This is a genomic window from Sporosarcina koreensis (assembly GCF_000826145.2).
In the GTDB taxonomy this organism is placed as follows: domain Bacteria; phylum Bacillota; class Bacilli; order Bacillales_A; family Planococcaceae; genus Sporosarcina; species Sporosarcina trichiuri.
This window is the reverse complement of record NZ_LN651337.1, coordinates 566,968-583,044: the sequence shown is the minus strand read 5'-3', so window position 1 is coordinate 583,044 and position 16,077 is coordinate 566,968. Positions and strand designations below refer to the sequence as shown.

At 51.0% G+C, this 16,077-nt stretch carries 16 protein-coding genes; 10 read left to right on the top strand and 6 right to left on the bottom strand.

The window, feature by feature from the left end:
* Positions 1 to 38 precede the first annotated feature (38 nt).
* Together BN1190_RS08580 and BN1190_RS08575 are read left to right on the top strand one after the other, a co-directional pair.
* Positions 39 to 461: a DUF948 domain-containing protein gene (locus tag BN1190_RS08580; protein ID WP_040286516.1), complete on the top strand. Its 423-nt coding sequence runs from the start codon at positions 39 to 41 to the stop codon at positions 459 to 461.
* A 24-nt stretch (positions 462 to 485) separates the two neighbouring features.
* Positions 486 to 1,019, top strand: coding sequence for a DUF948 domain-containing protein (locus tag BN1190_RS08575; RefSeq protein ID WP_082023321.1), 534 nt, complete (start codon positions 486 to 488; stop codon positions 1,017 to 1,019).
* Between the two features lie 350 nt (positions 1,020 to 1,369).
* Here BN1190_RS08575 and BN1190_RS08570 read toward each other — a convergent pair whose 3' ends face one another.
* From BN1190_RS08570 to BN1190_RS08560, 3 genes are all read right to left on the bottom strand, one after another.
* A complete protein-coding gene (locus BN1190_RS08570; RefSeq protein ID WP_040286515.1) occupies positions 1,370 to 1,816 on the bottom strand; it encodes a DUF948 domain-containing protein in 447 nt (148 codons plus the stop codon).
* Positions 1,817 to 1,840: 24 nt separating this feature from the next.
* Complete coding sequence (locus tag BN1190_RS08565) at positions 1,841 to 2,353, bottom strand: DUF948 domain-containing protein (RefSeq protein ID WP_040286514.1); 513 nt, start codon at positions 2,351 to 2,353, stop codon at positions 1,841 to 1,843.
* 105 nt (positions 2,354 to 2,458) lie between these two features.
* Positions 2,459 to 2,716 carry a DUF3899 domain-containing protein gene (locus tag BN1190_RS08560; protein WP_052461768.1) on the bottom strand — a complete coding sequence of 86 codons (258 nt, stop codon included), beginning with the start codon at positions 2,714 to 2,716 and terminating at the stop codon, positions 2,459 to 2,461.
* Positions 2,717 to 3,039: 323 nt separating this feature from the next.
* On the opposite strand from BN1190_RS08560, the gene BN1190_RS08555 reads away from it, so the two are divergent.
* From BN1190_RS08555 to BN1190_RS08535, 5 genes are all read left to right on the top strand, one after another.
* Positions 3,040 to 4,764, top strand: a complete 1,725-nt coding sequence (locus BN1190_RS08555) for a peptide ABC transporter substrate-binding protein (protein ID WP_040286512.1) — start codon at positions 3,040 to 3,042, stop codon at positions 4,762 to 4,764.
* A gap of 160 nt (positions 4,765 to 4,924) precedes the next feature.
* Complete coding sequence (gene opp3b / locus BN1190_RS08550) at positions 4,925 to 5,857, top strand: oligopeptide ABC transporter permease (protein WP_040286511.1); 933 nt, start codon at positions 4,925 to 4,927, stop codon at positions 5,855 to 5,857.
* Positions 5,857 to 6,876: an oligopeptide ABC transporter permease gene (gene opp3C, locus BN1190_RS08545; protein WP_040286510.1), complete on the top strand. Its 1,020-nt coding sequence runs from the start codon at positions 5,857 to 5,859 to the stop codon at positions 6,874 to 6,876. The genes opp3b and opp3C overlap by 1 nt, the downstream gene beginning before the upstream one ends.
* 16 nt (positions 6,877 to 6,892) lie before the next feature.
* Complete coding sequence (locus BN1190_RS08540; protein WP_040286509.1) at positions 6,893 to 7,954, top strand: ABC transporter ATP-binding protein; 1,062 nt, start codon at positions 6,893 to 6,895, stop codon at positions 7,952 to 7,954.
* Positions 7,954 to 8,895 carry an ABC transporter ATP-binding protein gene (locus tag BN1190_RS08535; protein ID WP_040287237.1) on the top strand — a complete coding sequence of 314 codons (942 nt, stop codon included), beginning with the start codon at positions 7,954 to 7,956 and terminating at the stop codon, positions 8,893 to 8,895. Before BN1190_RS08540 ends, BN1190_RS08535 begins: the two co-directional genes overlap by 1 nt.
* Before the next feature lie 44 nt (positions 8,896 to 8,939).
* Here BN1190_RS08535 and glnA (BN1190_RS08530) read toward each other — a convergent pair whose 3' ends face one another.
* Positions 8,940 to 10,274, bottom strand: a complete 1,335-nt coding sequence (gene glnA / locus BN1190_RS08530; protein WP_040286508.1) for a type I glutamate--ammonia ligase — start codon at positions 10,272 to 10,274, stop codon at positions 8,940 to 8,942.
* A 160-nt stretch (positions 10,275 to 10,434) separates the two neighbouring features.
* On the bottom strand, positions 10,435 to 11,769 hold the full coding sequence (gene glnA, locus BN1190_RS08525; RefSeq protein WP_040286507.1) for a type I glutamate--ammonia ligase: 1,335 nt from the start codon (positions 11,767 to 11,769) through the stop codon (positions 10,435 to 10,437).
* Between the two features lie 196 nt (positions 11,770 to 11,965).
* Between glnA (BN1190_RS08525) and cax the strand changes: the two genes are divergently transcribed.
* On the top strand, positions 11,966 to 13,018 hold the full coding sequence (cax, locus tag BN1190_RS08520) for a calcium/proton exchanger (protein WP_040286506.1): 1,053 nt from the start codon (positions 11,966 to 11,968) through the stop codon (positions 13,016 to 13,018).
* 15 nt (positions 13,019 to 13,033) lie between these two features.
* Here cax and msrA read toward each other — a convergent pair whose 3' ends face one another.
* Positions 13,034 to 13,567 (bottom strand): peptide-methionine (S)-S-oxide reductase MsrA, encoded by a 534-nt coding sequence (gene msrA / locus BN1190_RS08515; RefSeq protein ID WP_040286505.1) that lies wholly within the window; start codon positions 13,565 to 13,567, stop codon positions 13,034 to 13,036.
* 161 nt (positions 13,568 to 13,728) lie between these two features.
* On the opposite strand from msrA, the gene BN1190_RS08510 reads away from it, so the two are divergent.
* Positions 13,729 to 14,682 carry an LCP family protein gene (locus tag BN1190_RS08510; protein ID WP_040286504.1) on the top strand — a complete coding sequence of 318 codons (954 nt, stop codon included), beginning with the start codon at positions 13,729 to 13,731 and terminating at the stop codon, positions 14,680 to 14,682.
* Positions 14,683 to 14,747: 65 nt separating this feature from the next.
* A complete protein-coding gene (locus BN1190_RS08505; protein ID WP_040287236.1) occupies positions 14,748 to 15,932 on the top strand; it encodes an AI-2E family transporter in 1,185 nt (394 codons plus the stop codon).
* Positions 15,933 to 16,077: the final 145 nt, after the last annotated feature.

Genomic DNA, 16,077 nt, shown 5'->3' with positions numbered 1-16,077 from the left:
TTTTGTGGTATACACAAATAAGAAGGAGGGATGATTGCATGACATTTGTCCATTTAGGGGTCTTCTTGATAGCCGTGGCGTTCGCTGTGTTCGCCGTGTACGTATGTATTGTGCTAAATCGGATTTCCGGTCTATTATCGACGGTCGGACATACAGCGAAACGGATGGTTGGCAAGAGTGATGAAACGATCCGCCAGCTGGAGCTTACAATCGTGGAAGCAAGGTCTTCAGCGGCAGATGTGCAGATGAAACTCGATGCACTGGAAAGCCTGACGGATACGGTGAAGAACGCAGGTGACACTGCCGAACAGGCGGCTGAGAGCGTCAGTGATCTGACTGCTTCATATGGGAAGCAGCCCGGACTCCCGGGAACAAAACCGTTCGTCGGCCTGATCCAGGCAGGTGAACTGGCGGCGAGCCTGTTCACAACTTGGAAGAAAGCAGAAAAAGTCACAAAATAACATGATGATGCTGGAGGGATGATGATGAGTTTAGCAGGTGTGGGCGTATTATTGATCGGCGTCGCCTTCCTGATCCTTGCAATCTTCATTGCAAGGATCCTGAAAGGGATTGCAGGAACGCTTGACGGCGTGAACAAAACACTCGATCAGCTGCCTGAACAGCTGGACGGAGTACTTGGGGAAACAGGACAGCTTATCCGCCATTCCAACGACACATTGGCGGACGTTAATACGAAATTGGGCAATCTGACACCGCTGTTCCAAGTGGCGGGGGACCTCGGTAACACAACACGCAATTTGACAGCTTCGCTGCAGAACGTGACAGATGCAGCGAAACGGAAAGCGGAGGGTGCCGACGAAACGGCACGCAACAAATCGATCGGCGGCATCTACGGCACAGCGGCACTCGGCTACTATGCAGTCCGGAAAGGCAAAGCGCTGAAACAGCCGGAGCGTTATCCAAAACCGGACACGTTCGCTGCGAGAGGCCAGGAACGCGCACAAGAGATCGACAGGATGAAAGCCGAAGCTTCGGCTGCGGCAAAAATGACGAAATGAACGGGATGATGAGCACCGGCCGCGGCCGGTGTTTTTTGGTGCTGTAGATTTAGCGTATTGGCAAGTCGGCAGGAAGAGCCACAGTCCGTGGGTGTACTAAAACAGATTAGGGAAGCTATTCAGCACGCTGATAGATTTGGCATGGGTATTTAAGCGGTGGCGGACAGGGGAGCTGTTGGCGAACGAAGAGATGATGTGGTTTATGAGCGTTTTTTTAGTTTTATGATCACTTTTTCCGTTTTATGATCACTTTCCAGGATTTATGGACACTTTCCCCGATTTATGAGCACAATGGCAGTTTGAGCAGGAAAAGAAAGGAGCCGGCGCATAATGCGCTGGCTCCGTATCGATCACTTATTCAGCACTTCGGCTTTCACTTTGATTTCCTGCTTGTTCTCTTTCAGATAATACAGGAACGACAGCAGGCCGTACAGCCCTTGATATCTTTCACGGCGGGACAAGTTCGCAGCATCCGTCGTACGGGATTTCAGCTTCGTCGTCTTCTCAAGAGCGGAGTTGGTAAGGGAGCGTGCCGCTTCCCCGGTATCACCGACAATCTGGAACAGGGGAGTGATTTCATTCACCTGCTGATTCACATTGCCGATCGTCTCATTGCTCGTATTCAGCACGAGTTGTGCCTGTCCGGTGACAGTTTCCATCGTACCGGGCAGCTTTGCTGTCGTCTCTTTCAAGTTCTCCGTAACATCCCCAAGATTCTTCAATGGTTTGATAAGGATCACCACTAACACTGCGAAGGCGATCCCGATGATCAATACACCGATTCCAAGCCAATCCATCTGCATCACCTCTTCGTTTAGTTTTTACTTCGGCTCAGGAAGCCGCTTTTGCGGCGGCGGGAGCAGTTCGACATCCGTCCTGGCATTCCGGCTGCGTCCGGGACGGCTGGAAGGGTCAGTCTGCTTCGCTTTCTCCCGTTTCGCCCGGTAATAGATGCTCGCTGCAATGCCTGTCACTGTGTTCGCTTTCTGCATCAGATCTTTGTACTTCGGATCAGGATTGCTGATCTGGTCCGCCAATGCCTGGAAGGACTGATTCATGTGTTTCGTCGACTCATCCAGCTTCTGGGCGGCCTTGGCAACACTGTTCAATGATTGCAGTTTACGTTCCACGTCTTCCGTGATCCGATTCGTATTTGCAAGCAGCTCATTTGCCTGTCCGGTCACACCGTTGAGCTTGCCCTGCAGATCCGTGAGGGAATCCGCGATCTCATCCTTCGTCGCATTCATAGCTTTGACTGCCTTAATGACGAAGATAGCGATGAGGAGGAGAGATAATGCCGCGATTGCTGCGCTGGCATATAAAAGTATTTCCATTCCATAACCCACTCCATTCTGACTGACGTTTTCTAATTGCACCGCTTACCTAGTTGTACCACTATTCCATTGTGCATAAACAATTGGAAGCATGCAAGTTCGACGTCAATAGAGGGCCAGAGCGGCAGACATGAGAATGAGAATCGGGATTCCTGCCTGGAAAAAGATCTTAGGGCTGAACGAAAAGACTTCAGAGGGACGCCGCATCGTTTCTAAGTCATCCCGGGTATGTTTCGATGCCAAGACTTTTCTCATACTGCTTGTGAAAAAATCAAACGAACCAGTCCGGACAATATAGACTATTCCTCCTGCCAGTACGAGCACACCGCCGACATAGAAGGAGTAATTGATGTAGTTTAGCAACGAAATACCTCCGTCTGACAGGAAACACAGAAAAAAAATAGTAAGTTGACCAATTGAAAACAAAAATATGCTTTTTCTCAAAATTCTAACCTCGATTTCCTATTTCGTAATAATTCATTATGTATCATACAGCACTATCGTTGTTTAGACAAAGAAAAATAGGGCCGGAAACCGCTTACCGACACAATTCGACGACTATTCAAATTCATCGGTTGGTTATGCCTAGTAAAATTTTTTGTAAAAAACACTTTGACTTAAGAGAATTTGATTGTATAATGAAATAGTGTTAATTCTTCAGACAATTATAAAAAGGGGGAATGACCTTGAAGAACACAAAATGGCTATTGCTGCTCGCGATGACATTAGTACTAAGTATCTTCCTTGCTGCTTGTGGCGGCTCGGATGATAAGGACAATGCTTCAAAAGACGACGACAGCAAAAAAGATGACTCCGCAACAGAAACACCTAAGAAAGAAGACGGTGAGCCGGATGCAGAACAAATTCTGAACTTGGCTGAATCTGCTGCAATCCCTTCCGTCGACTCAGCAATCGTTGAAGATGCAGTAGGATTCAACGTACTGAACAACGTAAACGAAGGTCTCTACCGTCTGAACGAAGAAAACATTGCAGAACCTGCAATGGCTGCAGAAGAGGCGACTGAAAGCGAAGACGGCTTGACGTACACGTTCAAACTCCGTGACGCAAAGTGGTCTGACGGTACACCAGTCACTGCTGATGATTTCGTATTCGCATGGCAGCGTGCAATCGATCCTGCTACAGGATCTCCGTACGGTCCGTTCATGATGTCCGGAACTGTCAAGAATGCAACAGCTATCAGTGAAGGCAAAATGGACAAGAAAGAGCTCGGAATCGTCGCGAAAGACGAAAAGACACTCGAAGTGACACTTGAGCGTCCGGTCCCTTACTTCCTGTCACTCATGTCATTTGGAACGTTCTACCCGCAAAAAGAAGAATTCGTCACTGAAAAAGGCGACGCGTATGCTACAAACTCCGACAACCTTCTATACAATGGACCATTCACTCTGACTGAATGGGACGGTACAGGCGGAAGCTGGAAATATGTTAAGAACGATCACTATTGGGATGCTGACAACGTGAAATTGACTGAAATCAATGTCAACGTCGTTCAGGATTCTGCAACAGCAGTCAACCTGTACCAGGATGGCAAGCTTGACCGTGCCGGCGTATCCGGTGACCTTGCAATGCAGTACCAGGATGACCCTGAAGCTGTAACACAGGCAGAAACATCTGTTTTCTACTTCAAGTTCAACCAGCAAAAAGGCGGCAAGGAAACACCTCTTGCAAACGTCAATATCCGTAAAGCGATCGCAAAATCATTCCAGAAAGAAGACCTTGCAGATGTTGTTCTTGCAAACGGATCGATTCCTGCAAACTTCCTCGTACCGAAAGATTTCGCTTACGATGAAAACAAGAAAGACTTCCGTGAACTGAGTGGAGACCACCTCGAGTACAACGCGGAAGAAGCGAAAGAATTCTGGAAAAAAGGATTGGATGAACTCGGTGTCGACAGCCTTGAGCTTGAAATCCTCGGCGGAGATACAGAGCTTTCCAAGAAGATGGATGAGTACTTCAAATCTCAGCTCGAAACGAACCTTGAAGGTCTGAAGATCAAGCTGAAAGAAGTTCCATTCGCAGTACGTCTTGAGCTTGACAGCTCACAGGATTACGATATCCAAGTTTCCGGATGGGGCCCTGACTTCCAGGATCCGATCTCCTTCCTGGATCTGTTCGTCACAGATGGAACAAACAACTTGATGTCTTATTCCAACAAAGAATATGACCAGCTGATTGCCGATTCGAAAGGCGACTTGGCATTGAAGCCGGAAGAGCGTTATGAAGCATTCGCTAAAGCTGAAAAAATCCTTCTGGAGGACGATGCAGCTATCGCACCGATCTATCAGCGCGGTTTGATTTTCCTTGAAAAACCATACTTCAAAGGTTTGGTAAGCCACCCATTCGGAGCTGACTACAGCTATAAGTGGGCGTATATTTCAGGTAAAGAGTAAGCGGTTCAGCTGAATAACGGGAGTATATGGCGGCGTTCCGCCATATACTCTCTTTTTCAATAACAGAAAATAATGTGAATGTTTTGTAAGTGCTTTCATTTTGAATACAAATCGTCGACACGGTTTCAGATACAGTGGTACATAGACCTGGAGGTGCAGCATGGTTAAATATATTGGTAAACGGATCATTTATATGTTCATCACAATGTTTCTCATTGCGACGACAACATTTTTCTTAATGCAGACATTGCCAGGTTCCCCGATTGCGTCTTACAGCAAGCTGAATGACACGCAAAAGAAGATTGTCGAGAAAAAATACGGTATCGACAAGCCGGCACCTGTCCAATATGCAATTTACATGAAAAACTTGGCAAAAGGCGATCTTGGTACGTCCTTCGCATTCAAAGGCAAGAGCGTCAATGACCTTCTTGCTTCACGTATCAAGCCGTCGTTCATCCTCGGCGCCCAGGCGATGGTATTCGGCACCCTTGTCGGTATCCTCCTCGGAATGCTGGCCGCATTAAGGCAGAATACATTCTGGGATTACGGGAGTACGTTCATGGCGATATTGGGAAGCTCGATTCCATCGTTCGTATTCGCCTCACTCCTTCAATACTATGTCGCTTCCCAATGGCACCTGCTTCCGGTCGGCCTGTGGAATGACGGCTGGCAGTCCAGTGTACTTCCATCGCTGGCACTTGCAATGGGACCTCTTGCACTGTCCGCACGTTTCATCCGGACCGAGATGATCGAAGTGATGAGTTCCGATTACATTACACTCGCCAAGGCGAAAGGTGCGAACAAGTTCGAAATCGCATTCAAGCACGCATTCCGGAACGCGCTCATTCCGCTCATCACAGTTCTCGGACCGGTCGCTGCAGGCCTCGTTACCGGCTCACTCGTTGTCGAGAAAATTTTCGCGATTCCCGGAATCGGAGAGCAGTTTGTTTCTTCGATCATGGTCAACGACTTCGCGACAATCATGGGAACTACGCTGTTCTTCTCGGCATTTCTTATTGTGGTTATTTTCATTGTGGATATTCTGTACGGTGTCATTGATCCGCGTATCCGCTTGGCTGGAGGGAAAGCATAATGCAAAAAGATCACGAACAACTGCCCCAAGACCAATTTGAACGGATATCCCTGAACAGTGATCAGGCAGAACGGATCGAAAAACCGAGCTTGAGTTTCTGGCAGGACGCCTGGCTCCGCCTCCGTAAGAACAAAGCGGCCATCGTCAGTATGGTTGTCCTTGTGCTTCTGATTCTAATGGCGTTCATCGGTCCGCATTTGAATGGCCACGATGGTGCTGCCCAGAATTTGCGGCATGCGAATCTTCCGCCGAAAGTTCCGGGTATTGAGAAACTCGGCATCATGGACGGCGTCGGAAACCTCGGCGGCAAGAAAGTCAACTTGTATGAGATGAAGAAAGTCGACGAATATTACTGGTTCGGTACGGATGGACTCGGCCGTGACTTGTTCACCCGACTGTGGGAAGGTACCCAGATTTCGCTTCTCATCGCCTTTGTAGCGGCAGTCATCGACCTTGTGATCGGTGTCCTGTACGGAGGGATTTCCGGATACTTCGGGGGACGGACGGATGATATCATGCAGCGGATCGTCGAAATCCTGATCGGGATCCCGACTCTCATTGTCGTCATCCTGATGCTCATGATCATGGAACCGGGCATCAAGGCGATCATCATCGCCATCTCCATCACCGGGTGGATCGGGATGTCCCGTATTGTCCGGGCACAGATTCTGAAATATAAAAACCAGGAATTCGTCCTGGCAGCCCGGACACTCGGAACCAATGATACGAAAATCATGTCGAAGCACCTCATGCCGAACGTTCTCGGAATCATCATCATCAACACGATGTTCACCATTCCGAACGCTATTTTCTTCGAAGCATTCCTGAGCTTCATCGGGATCGGTCTTCAGCCGCCAGATGCCTCACTCGGAACTCTGATCGATGACGGTTACAAAGTGATGCGGAACCAGCCATACGTTCTGCTGTACCCGTCCATCGTCATCAGTGTTCTCATGATCGCATTCAACTTGATCGGTGACGGACTGCGCGATGCGCTCGATCCGAAGATGAAGGACTAACTAGGAGGAAAGCAAAATGAGTAAAATACTACAAGTCAAAAATTTAGAGCTTTCCTTCCATACGTTTGCTGGAGAAGTGAAAGCGATTCGCGGCGTCAACTTCGATTTGAACAAAGGGGAGACATTGGCGATTGTCGGGGAGTCGGGTTCAGGGAAATCCGTCACGACGAAATCGATCATGCGTCTTCTGCCCGAATCGAGTGCCGAATTCAAAAACGGGGAAATCCTGTTCGATGGGAAAGACCTGACAAAACTCTCGGATACAGAGATGCAGAAAATCCGCGGGAAAGATATTTCGATGATCTTCCAGGATCCGATGACCTCCCTGAACCCGACGATGACCATCGGGAAGCAGATCATGGAACCGATCTTAAAGCACCAAAAAGTGAGCAAGGCGAAAGCACGTAAAGTGGCAATCGACTTACTCAACATGGTCGGCATTCCTAATGCGGAAAACCGTTATAAGATGTACCCGCACCAGTTTTCCGGCGGACAGCGGCAGCGGATTGTTATTGCGACTGCGCTTGCGTGCAATCCCCAGATCCTCATCGCCGATGAGCCGACAACTGCGCTGGACGTTACCATCCAGGCGCAGATCCTGGAGCTCATGAAAGATATCCAGAAGAAGATCGATACATCGATCATTTTCATCACCCATGACCTTGGTGTCGTCGCAAACGTCGCGGACCGGGTTGCGGTCATGTACGGCGGTAAGATTGTCGAGATCGGCACAGTGGATGAAATCTTCTACAATCCGCAGCATCCGTATACATGGGGGCTGCTGAGTTCGATGCCGTCAATGGACGTCAATGACGAGAAGCTGTATGCGATTCCCGGCACGCCGCCGGATCTGCTGAACCCGCCGAAAGGGGATGCCTTTGCACTCCGAAGCGAATATGCCCTGAAGATCGATATGGAACAGCCACCCCCATTCTTCCAGGTGAGCGACACACATTATGCAGCAACATGGCTGCTGCATCCGCAAGCACCGCAAGTGGAACCGCCTGCTGCAATCATCGAACGGATGCGGACATTCCCGGGCAGCCGATACTATGAAGCAACAGGAGGGCGTGCATGATGTCAGATGTCTTACTTGAAGTGAAGAACCTGAAACAGTATTTCAACGAAGGAAAACCGAATGAAGTGCGGGCGATCGATGACATCAGCTTCAAGATCAACCGAGGTGAAACATTCGGTCTCGTCGGCGAGTCGGGATGCGGAAAGTCGACAACCGGCCGGACGATCATCCGTCTCTATGATGCAACGGACGGCGAAGTGCTGTTTGATGGCGTGAATGTCCAGGGGAAGAAATCGAAAGCCGCCAACAAAGAATTCAATCGGAAGATGCAGATGATCTTCCAGGATCCATATGCATCGCTGAATCCACGGATGAAAGTCATGGATATCATTGCAGAAGGCATTGATAACCATGGACTGGCCAAGACGAAGAAAGAGCGTCAAGAACTTGTGATCAAGCTTTTGGAGACTGTCGGATTGAACCGGGAGCACGCTCAGCGCTACCCGCATGAGTTCTCGGGCGGACAGCGACAGCGGATCGGGATTGCACGTGCACTTGCGGTCGATCCTGAGTTCATCATTGCGGATGAACCGATTTCCGCGCTTGACGTGTCCATCCAGGCGCAGGTCGTCAACCTGCTGAAAGAACTGCAGGAAGAACGCGGGCTGACGTATCTCTTCATCGCGCATGATTTGTCGATGGTCAAGTACATCTCCGATCGGATCGGCGTTATGTATTTCGGCAAACTCGTGGAAATGGCGCCTGCTGATGAGCTGTACCGCAATCCGATGCATCTGTATACGAAGTCGCTGCTCTCAGCGATCCCGCTGCCGGATCCCCGGTATGAGCGCACACGGGTGCGGACGCCGTATAACCCGAAAGACCATAATTACGGAGCAGACGAAACAGTCGAGTTCCGCGAAATTGCACCGGAACACTTCGTCCTCTGTTCCGAAAAGGAATACAAGGAAATGAAAGCGGCCCATAAACCGGCTGAATGACAACAGAAAGCCCGGACATCCAATACGGATGGCCCGGGCTTTTTTCAATAGATCTTCATGTAGCGGTCGAGTTCCCATGGATGCACGGTGATCCGGTAGCTGTCCCATTCCGCCTGCTTGGCTGCTTTGTAGTTCGCATAGATATGGCTGCCGAGCGCTTCCTGCATGACAGGATCCGCTTCGAGTGCGAGCAGGGCGTGGTCGAGGTCTGTCGGCAGCGTCACGATACCGGCCTGCTTCAGCTCTCCGGCATTCATCTCGTAAATATTACGGTCGCACGGAGCACCGGGATCGAGCTGCCGGCGGATACCGTCAAGGCCGGCTTTCAGGATGGCAGCCAATGCCAGATACGGGTTTGCGACTGAATCGACCGATCGCACTTCGATGCGGGTGCTCAAGCCCCGCGATGCCGGAATACGGATCAGCGGGCTCCTGTTCTGTGCAGACCAGGCGATATAGCAGGGTGCTTCATAGCCGGGGACGAGCCGCTTATACGAGTTGACCGTCGGATTGGTGACGGCGGTGAACCCTTTCACGTGATCGAGGATACCGGCCATAAATTGATAGGCTGTCGTGCTCAGCTTGCGGTCGCCGTTTTCGTCGAAGAACATGTTTTCACCGTCTTTGAAGAGGGAGATGTTGCAGTGCATGCCCGACCCATTCACGCCAAATAGCGGTTTCGGCATGAATGTCGCATGGAGACCGTGTTTGCGGGCAATCGTCTTAACGACGAGCTTGAATGTCTGGATATGGTCGCATGCGGTTAATGCATCCGCATATTTGAAATCGACTTCATGCTGGCCGGGGGCCGCTTCGTGATGCGATGCTTCCACTTCGAAACCGAGCGCTTCCAGTTCCAGGACGATATCCCGCCGGCAGTTTTCACCGAGGTCGAGCGGTGCGAAATCGAAGTAGTCGCCGTGGTCATTCAGTTCCATTGTCGGCTCGCCATTGCTGTCGAGTTTGAATAGGAAGAATTCCGGTTCAGGTCCTAAGTTGAAATCAGTGAAGCCCATATCTTCCATCTCACGGAGCACCCGCTTCAGATTGCCGCGCGGATCACCCGGGAACGGCTGACCGTCCGCAAGTGAGACATCGCAGATAAGCCGTGCCACTTTTCCAGTGCCGGACGGCCAGGGGAAGACCATCCAAGTGTCCAAATCGGGAATCAGGTACATATCCGATTCCTCGATCCGGACAAACCCTTCGATGGAAGAACCATCGAACATCATCTTGTTATCCAGTGCTTTGTCGAGCTGGCTGATAGGAATCTCCACGTTCTTGATCATCCCGAGGATGTCAGTGAATTGCAGACGGACGAAATTGACGTTGTCCTCTTTCACAAATTTCCGAATATCGTCTTTGGTTGTCTTCCTCATCAGGCCACTTCCTTCTTGTCGGTATTATATTACTGCACTGTCACGGCTGCATAATATTTTTTAATAGTACGGAAATACAGGCTGCATTACAAGATTTTTTTTGTGTCGATTTTGGACATAGAAAAACCCGGACACGAAGGGGTGTCCGGGTGCAGGATGATCAATAGATTTTACGGTATTCGTCGATTTCCCAAGGATGGACGGTGATCCGGTAGCTGTCCCATTCCTTCTGTTTGACGTCGCGGAAATTCCGGTAGATATGCTCACCGAGCGCCTCTTGGACGACCGTGTCCTCATCGAGTGCAAGCAGCGCATGGTCCAGATCGGTCGGCAGCACCGAAATACCGGCTTCCTTCAAGTCTGACGCGGTCATGTCATACAGGTTGCGGTCACAAGGCGCGCCTGGATCGAGTTGCTGCTCGATACCGCTGAGTCCTGCTTTCAGGATCGCTGACAGCGCGAGGTATGGATTCGCCACCGAGTCTACGGAACGGAGCTCGATCCGCGTGCTCATGCCGCGGGATGCCGGAATACGGACGACAGGACTCCGGTTCGATGCGGACCAGGCAATGTAGCACGGTGCTTCATAACCAGGCACGAGACGCTTATAGGAGTTGACCGTCGGATTAGTGATAGCTGTAAATCCTTTGACGTGTTTCAGCACACCTGCCATGAACTGGTAAGCGGTCCGGCTGAGCTGGTCATCCGCGTGTTCATCGTAAAATGTATTTTTACCATCTTTGAACAGAGACACGTTGCAGTGCATACCTGAGCCGTTGACACCAAAAATCGGTTTTGGCATGAAAGTTGCATGAAGGCCATGCTCCCGGGCAATTGTTTTGACGACAAGTTTAAAGGTCTGGATATTGTCGCATGCTCGTAAAGCATCAGCGTATTTAAAGTCGATTTCGTGCTGGCCCGGTGCGGACTCATGATGGGAGGCCTCGACTTCGAATCCGAGCTCCTCCAGCTGAAGAACGATATCCCTGCGGCAGTCCTCACCGAGATCGAGCGGGGAGAAGTCGAAGTAGTCGCCATCATCGTTCACATGCATCGTCGGCTCACCGTGGCGGTCCAGCTTGAAGAGGAAGAACTCCGGCTCGGGACCGAGGTTGAAATTGGTATAGCCCATACTTTCCATCTCTTTCAGCACCCGTTTCAGGTTGCCGCGGGGATCACCGGGGAACGGGGTGCCGTCCGCCTGGCAGACGTCACAGATCAGGCGTGCGACTTTGCCGTTGCCGGATGCCCATGGGAATACCATCCACGTATCAAGATCTGGTACGAGGTACATATCGGATGCTTCGATTTTCGTAAACCCTTCTATTGAAGAACCGTCGAACATCATTTTGTTATCCAGCGCCTTATCCAGCTGGCTCACCGGAATCTCCACGCTTTTGATCATCCCGAGTATATCGGTGATCTGCAGGCGGATGAAATTCACGTTTTCCTCCTTTGCAAACTGTCGTATGTCATCTGCTGTGGTTCTGCTCATTTTGGCACGTCCTTTGTAAGTAGTATCGAAAATCCATGCAAAAAAAATCACATCATTATTCTATATATCCTATTTTACAAGTTTCACTCCTGAAATCAGCATTTTTGAAAGTAAGTCCGTATTTTTTACGCGCAATGAAATGCCGGCCAGTGAAAACGGGTATAAGGGGGGAGAATCTGAAAGGAGGAACGGCTTTATGAACCGTATTTTTTCCATAGTTGTATTTGCGGGGGTCCCGATCGTCGCGGCCGGTGCGTTCCTGCACTGGTCGGATATCGTCATGTTCATCCTGAGCTGTATTACGATCATCGGTCTGTCGGGTTTCATCGGGCGGGCGACGGAAAGTCTTGCAATCGTAAGCGGCCCGAGGATCGGCGGTCTTCTGAACGCGACATTCGGCAACGCTGTTGAGCTTATCATTTCCATCTTCACCCTGAAAGCGGGATTGATCGGCATCGTGCTTGCGTCCCTGACAGGTTCGGTCCTCGGCAACCTGCTGCTAGTGCTCGGTCTGTCGTTTTTCGCAGGCGGCCTGAAGTTCAAGCGCCAGAAGTTCAGTCTGCATGATGCCCGTTATAATTCCGGGCTGCTCATATTCGCAATCATCGTAGCATTTATCATACCGGAAGTGTTCTCGATCTCCATGGACTCCGGAACGACATTGAATTTGAGCGTCGGCATCTCGGTGATCCTCATTGCGATCTACTTGGCAGGACTGTTCTTCAAATTGGTGACGCACCGAGGTGTATTCGCTTCCGGCGATGAGGCTGCAGTCGAGGAGGAGGAACCGGAGTGGACCAAAGGGAAATCGATTCTTGTGTTATTGCTGAGCACTGTGGCGGTTGCGTTCGTTTCCGAACAGCTTGTGCAGACTTTCGAGACGCTGGGCGAACGATTCGGCTGGAGTGAGCTGTTCATCGGGATCATCATCGTGGCGATTGTCGGAAATGCCGCGGAGCATGTCTCCGCCGTGACGATGGCCATGAAGAATCGGATGGACGTATCGGTTGAAATTGCTGTCGGTTCAACACTGCAGGTCGCGATGTTCGTAGCCCCGGCACTCGTGCTCATTTCGCTGCTCATGCCGACAGAGATGCCGCTTGTCTTCACGATTCAGGAACTCGTCGCCATGGTGACGGCGGCCCTGCTCGTCATCAACTTATCCAATGACGGGGAATCGAACTGGTTTGAAGGGCTCGTCCTGTTCGCCGCTTACATCATCATGGCGATCGGCTTCTATTTATTGTAACGAAAAAGACCGCAGTCAGCTGCGGTCTTTCCAATTGGCCTGGATGAATTCGTCACGCCCTGATTGTGCGCGGTCGTCTTCATAGGCTTCTTTTTCTTTTTTGTAGAAATCCTGGTGATACTCTTCTGCCCGGTAGAACGTTTCTGCAGGACGGATCGGCGTGACGATCGGTTTGTCGAACCGTCCGCTTTCTTCGAGCGCCGTCCGGGACTGTTCAGCTGCCGTGCGCTGGCTGTCCATCGTATAGAAGATGGCCGTCGTGTAGGAGTGGCCGCGGTCCTGGAACTGGCCGCCTGCATCTGTCGGGTCGATCTGTTCCCAGAAGATAGGAAGCAGATTCTCATACGGGAACTTTTCCGGATCGTAGGTGATTTCGACGACTTCCAGATGCCCCGTATCCCCCTTTTTCACTTGTTCGTATGTCGGGTTCTCGACAGTTCCGCCCATATAGCCGGAGACGACCGACTCGATGCCGTCCCACTCGGTGAACGGTTTCACCATGCACCAGAAGCATCCGCCTGCAAATACCGCTTTTTCAAATTCCGCCATCCGCTGTTCCCTCTTTCTTCAATTGACTGATTGCTTTTAATAGTAGACGCTTGCGGGCAGGCTGTAAAGTGATTGAGCATGTTATAATAGCAGTCCGGCATGCAACCAACGCCTTATCCGGGCGTCCTGTTTGGTGACTTCTTTATTGGGGGAATAGATTCATGTCAGAACAATACGAAGGACCGGTTCCGCGCAGGCGCAGACGGCGCAGGCTGAGGAAGGGACGGGTGTTTCTCAGCCTGCTGCTCGTCGGATTTGTCGGAGCAGGACTTTTCTCATCTTATCAATATATGGCAGGCAAGCGGGTGGCTGTGAAAAATGCAATCGAACCCGGCAGTTTTGAAGGCGATCTTCAGGATCCCTCTGCATCGGCGGTCGAAAATTACCTGCTTCTCGGCGTGGACGACGACGGCAGCGGACGCTCTCGGACGGACACAATGATGGTGCTTTCCTGGGATAAGCAGGCACAGTCGATGAAACTCGTGTCATTCATGCGGGATATCTATGCGGACATCCCCGGATACAAATCGTACAAACTGAACACCGCCTATTACCTGGGCGGCGTCCAGACCGCCAAGGATACGATCACCGGCATGTTCGGCATCCCGATCCACCATTATGCGATCGTCGACTTCGATAATTTCGAAAAGATTGCGGATGCCGCTTTCCCGGAAGGTGTCGAAATCGATGTCGAGAAGGAAATGTCCGAAAAGATCGGCGTGACGCTGAAGCAGGGTGTCCGCAAGCTGAACGGCAGGGAACTGCTCGGCTATGCGAGGTTCCGTGCGGATGCGGAAGGGGACTTCGGCAGGGTGCGCCGCCAGCAGCAGGTGCTGTCCGCAGTGAAAGAACAGGCGATGACACCAGGGATGGTGCTGCGCGCGCCGAAGATTGCCGGTGTGCTGTCGCAGACGATCGAGACGGATCTGACATCGAAAGAGGAACTGTCAAGGGTCGTCAGCCTGCTCTTATCCCGCGGCGCAGACATTGAGACGTTGACGATTCCGGCGAAGGGTACATACTCGTTCGCGGATTACCCGCACGCAGGTTCCGTCATCGAAGTGGACACAGAAACGAACAAACGGGAACTGCAAGCGTTCCTGCAAACTGAATAGGCTGTTGTTGTAAAGGGGGAGTGAAGTTGAGCGCACAGAAAGAAACGAAGAAAACTGAAAACAGTATGGCGGAGGGATTCCTGGCCGACAACCGGATCATCCGGTTCCTCGGCGGGAAGACGACGCTTTTCATATTGATCGTCCTGATGCTTGTGGGCATCAACGTCATGATCTTCGATAAGATTTCATTTATCTTCTATCCGATCCGTGTTCTCTTTTCCGTCGTTGTCCTGCCGATCGTGCTTGCGACGATCCTGTATTACCTCCTGCGTCCGCTGCTGCAGTTACTGGAGCGGGCGAGGATCCCGAAAGTATGGGGGATTGCCATCATATTCCTGACAGCGATCGGACTGATCACGCTGCTCGTATTCCTCGTACTGCCGTTCTTGAAATTGCAGTTCTGGAAACTGGTGGACGAATTCCCGACGTATTTCAATGAGCTCATCCTGACGCTCGATTCGTTTTTCAGCAACTCAATATTTGCACCCTATTACAATCAGCTGAATATCAATGCCGGCGAGCTGCTCGATTCAGGACTCGAGAATATCGGCCAGATGATTGCAGACGCTCTTGGGGGCATCGCTTTGGGACTTACGACATTCATCTCCAAGCTGACGGGTATTTTGCTGTCGATCGTCACTGTGCCGATCATCCTGTTCTACCTGCTGAAGGACGGCCATAACCTGCCTGGCTTTGTGCAGCATTTGCTGCCGCCCCGCATGCGGGATGATGCGGAATCGATCCTCGGTGATGCCGACAAGCAGATCAGTGCTTACATACAGGGGCAGATCCTGGTCGCTGTCTGTATCGGGACGATGGTGACAATCGGGTTCCTGATCATCGACATGAAATATGCACTGCTGCTCGGGGTGCTGGCCATGTTCACAAGTGTCGTCCCGTATCTCGGTCCGGTGATAGCCATCACGCCGGCGATCATCATCGCCATCGTGACATCGCCGTTCATGCTCGTGAAGCTGGCGGTCGTATGGACGATCGTGCAGGTGATTGAAGGGAAATTCATCTCCCCGCAGATCATGGGGAAGACGATGCATATCCATCCGATCACCATCATCTTCGTGCTGCTGACCGGGGGATCGCTGTTCGGCATTCCAGGGGTGATTCTGGGAATTCCCGGATACGCACTCATCAAAGTGCTCGCGACCCATCTGTTCAAGCTGTTCAAGATCCGCTACAACAAATATGAGGTGGACGTCCGGATGCATTACGAACGGCCGCCTTCAAAAAAGTAGACCGCAGGAAACCGGCAATCCGCTGAATTGGAATGCCGGTTTTTTGTTCCATATATTAATTAACCATAATAATATTATGTAAAGCAGATGGTGCTGATGAAGAAGAAGAGGGAACACCGTCCGGCATGAACAGCAGGACGGTGTC

Coding starts and splice junctions, on each gene's coding strand:
- BN1190_RS08535 (WP_040287237.1), top strand. CDS start 7,954: ATGTCAGATGTCTTACTTGAAGTGAAGAACCTGAAACAGTATTTCAAC.
- BN1190_RS08540 (WP_040286509.1), top strand. CDS start 6,893: ATGAGTAAAATACTACAAGTCAAAAATTTAGAGCTTTCCTTCCATACG.
- msrA (WP_040286505.1), bottom strand. CDS start 13,567: ATGGCGGAATTTGAAAAAGCGGTATTTGCAGGCGGATGCTTCTGGTGC.
- opp3C (WP_040286510.1), top strand. CDS start 5,857: ATGCAAAAAGATCACGAACAACTGCCCCAAGACCAATTTGAACGGATA.
- BN1190_RS08505 (WP_040287236.1), top strand. CDS start 14,748: ATGGCGGAGGGATTCCTGGCCGACAACCGGATCATCCGGTTCCTCGGC.
- glnA (WP_040286508.1), bottom strand. CDS start 10,274: ATGAGGAAGACAACCAAAGACGATATTCGGAAATTTGTGAAAGAGGAC.
- opp3b (WP_040286511.1), top strand. CDS start 4,925: ATGGTTAAATATATTGGTAAACGGATCATTTATATGTTCATCACAATG.
- BN1190_RS08580 (WP_040286516.1), top strand. CDS start 39: ATGACATTTGTCCATTTAGGGGTCTTCTTGATAGCCGTGGCGTTCGCT.
- BN1190_RS08575 (WP_082023321.1), top strand. CDS start 486: ATGAGTTTAGCAGGTGTGGGCGTATTATTGATCGGCGTCGCCTTCCTG.
- glnA (WP_040286507.1), bottom strand. CDS start 11,769: ATGAGCAGAACCACAGCAGATGACATACGACAGTTTGCAAAGGAGGAA.
- cax (WP_040286506.1), top strand. CDS start 11,966: ATGAACCGTATTTTTTCCATAGTTGTATTTGCGGGGGTCCCGATCGTC.
- BN1190_RS08565 (WP_040286514.1), bottom strand. CDS start 2,353: ATGGAAATACTTTTATATGCCAGCGCAGCAATCGCGGCATTATCTCTC.
- BN1190_RS08570 (WP_040286515.1), bottom strand. CDS start 1,816: ATGGATTGGCTTGGAATCGGTGTATTGATCATCGGGATCGCCTTCGCA.
- BN1190_RS08510 (WP_040286504.1), top strand. CDS start 13,729: ATGTCAGAACAATACGAAGGACCGGTTCCGCGCAGGCGCAGACGGCGC.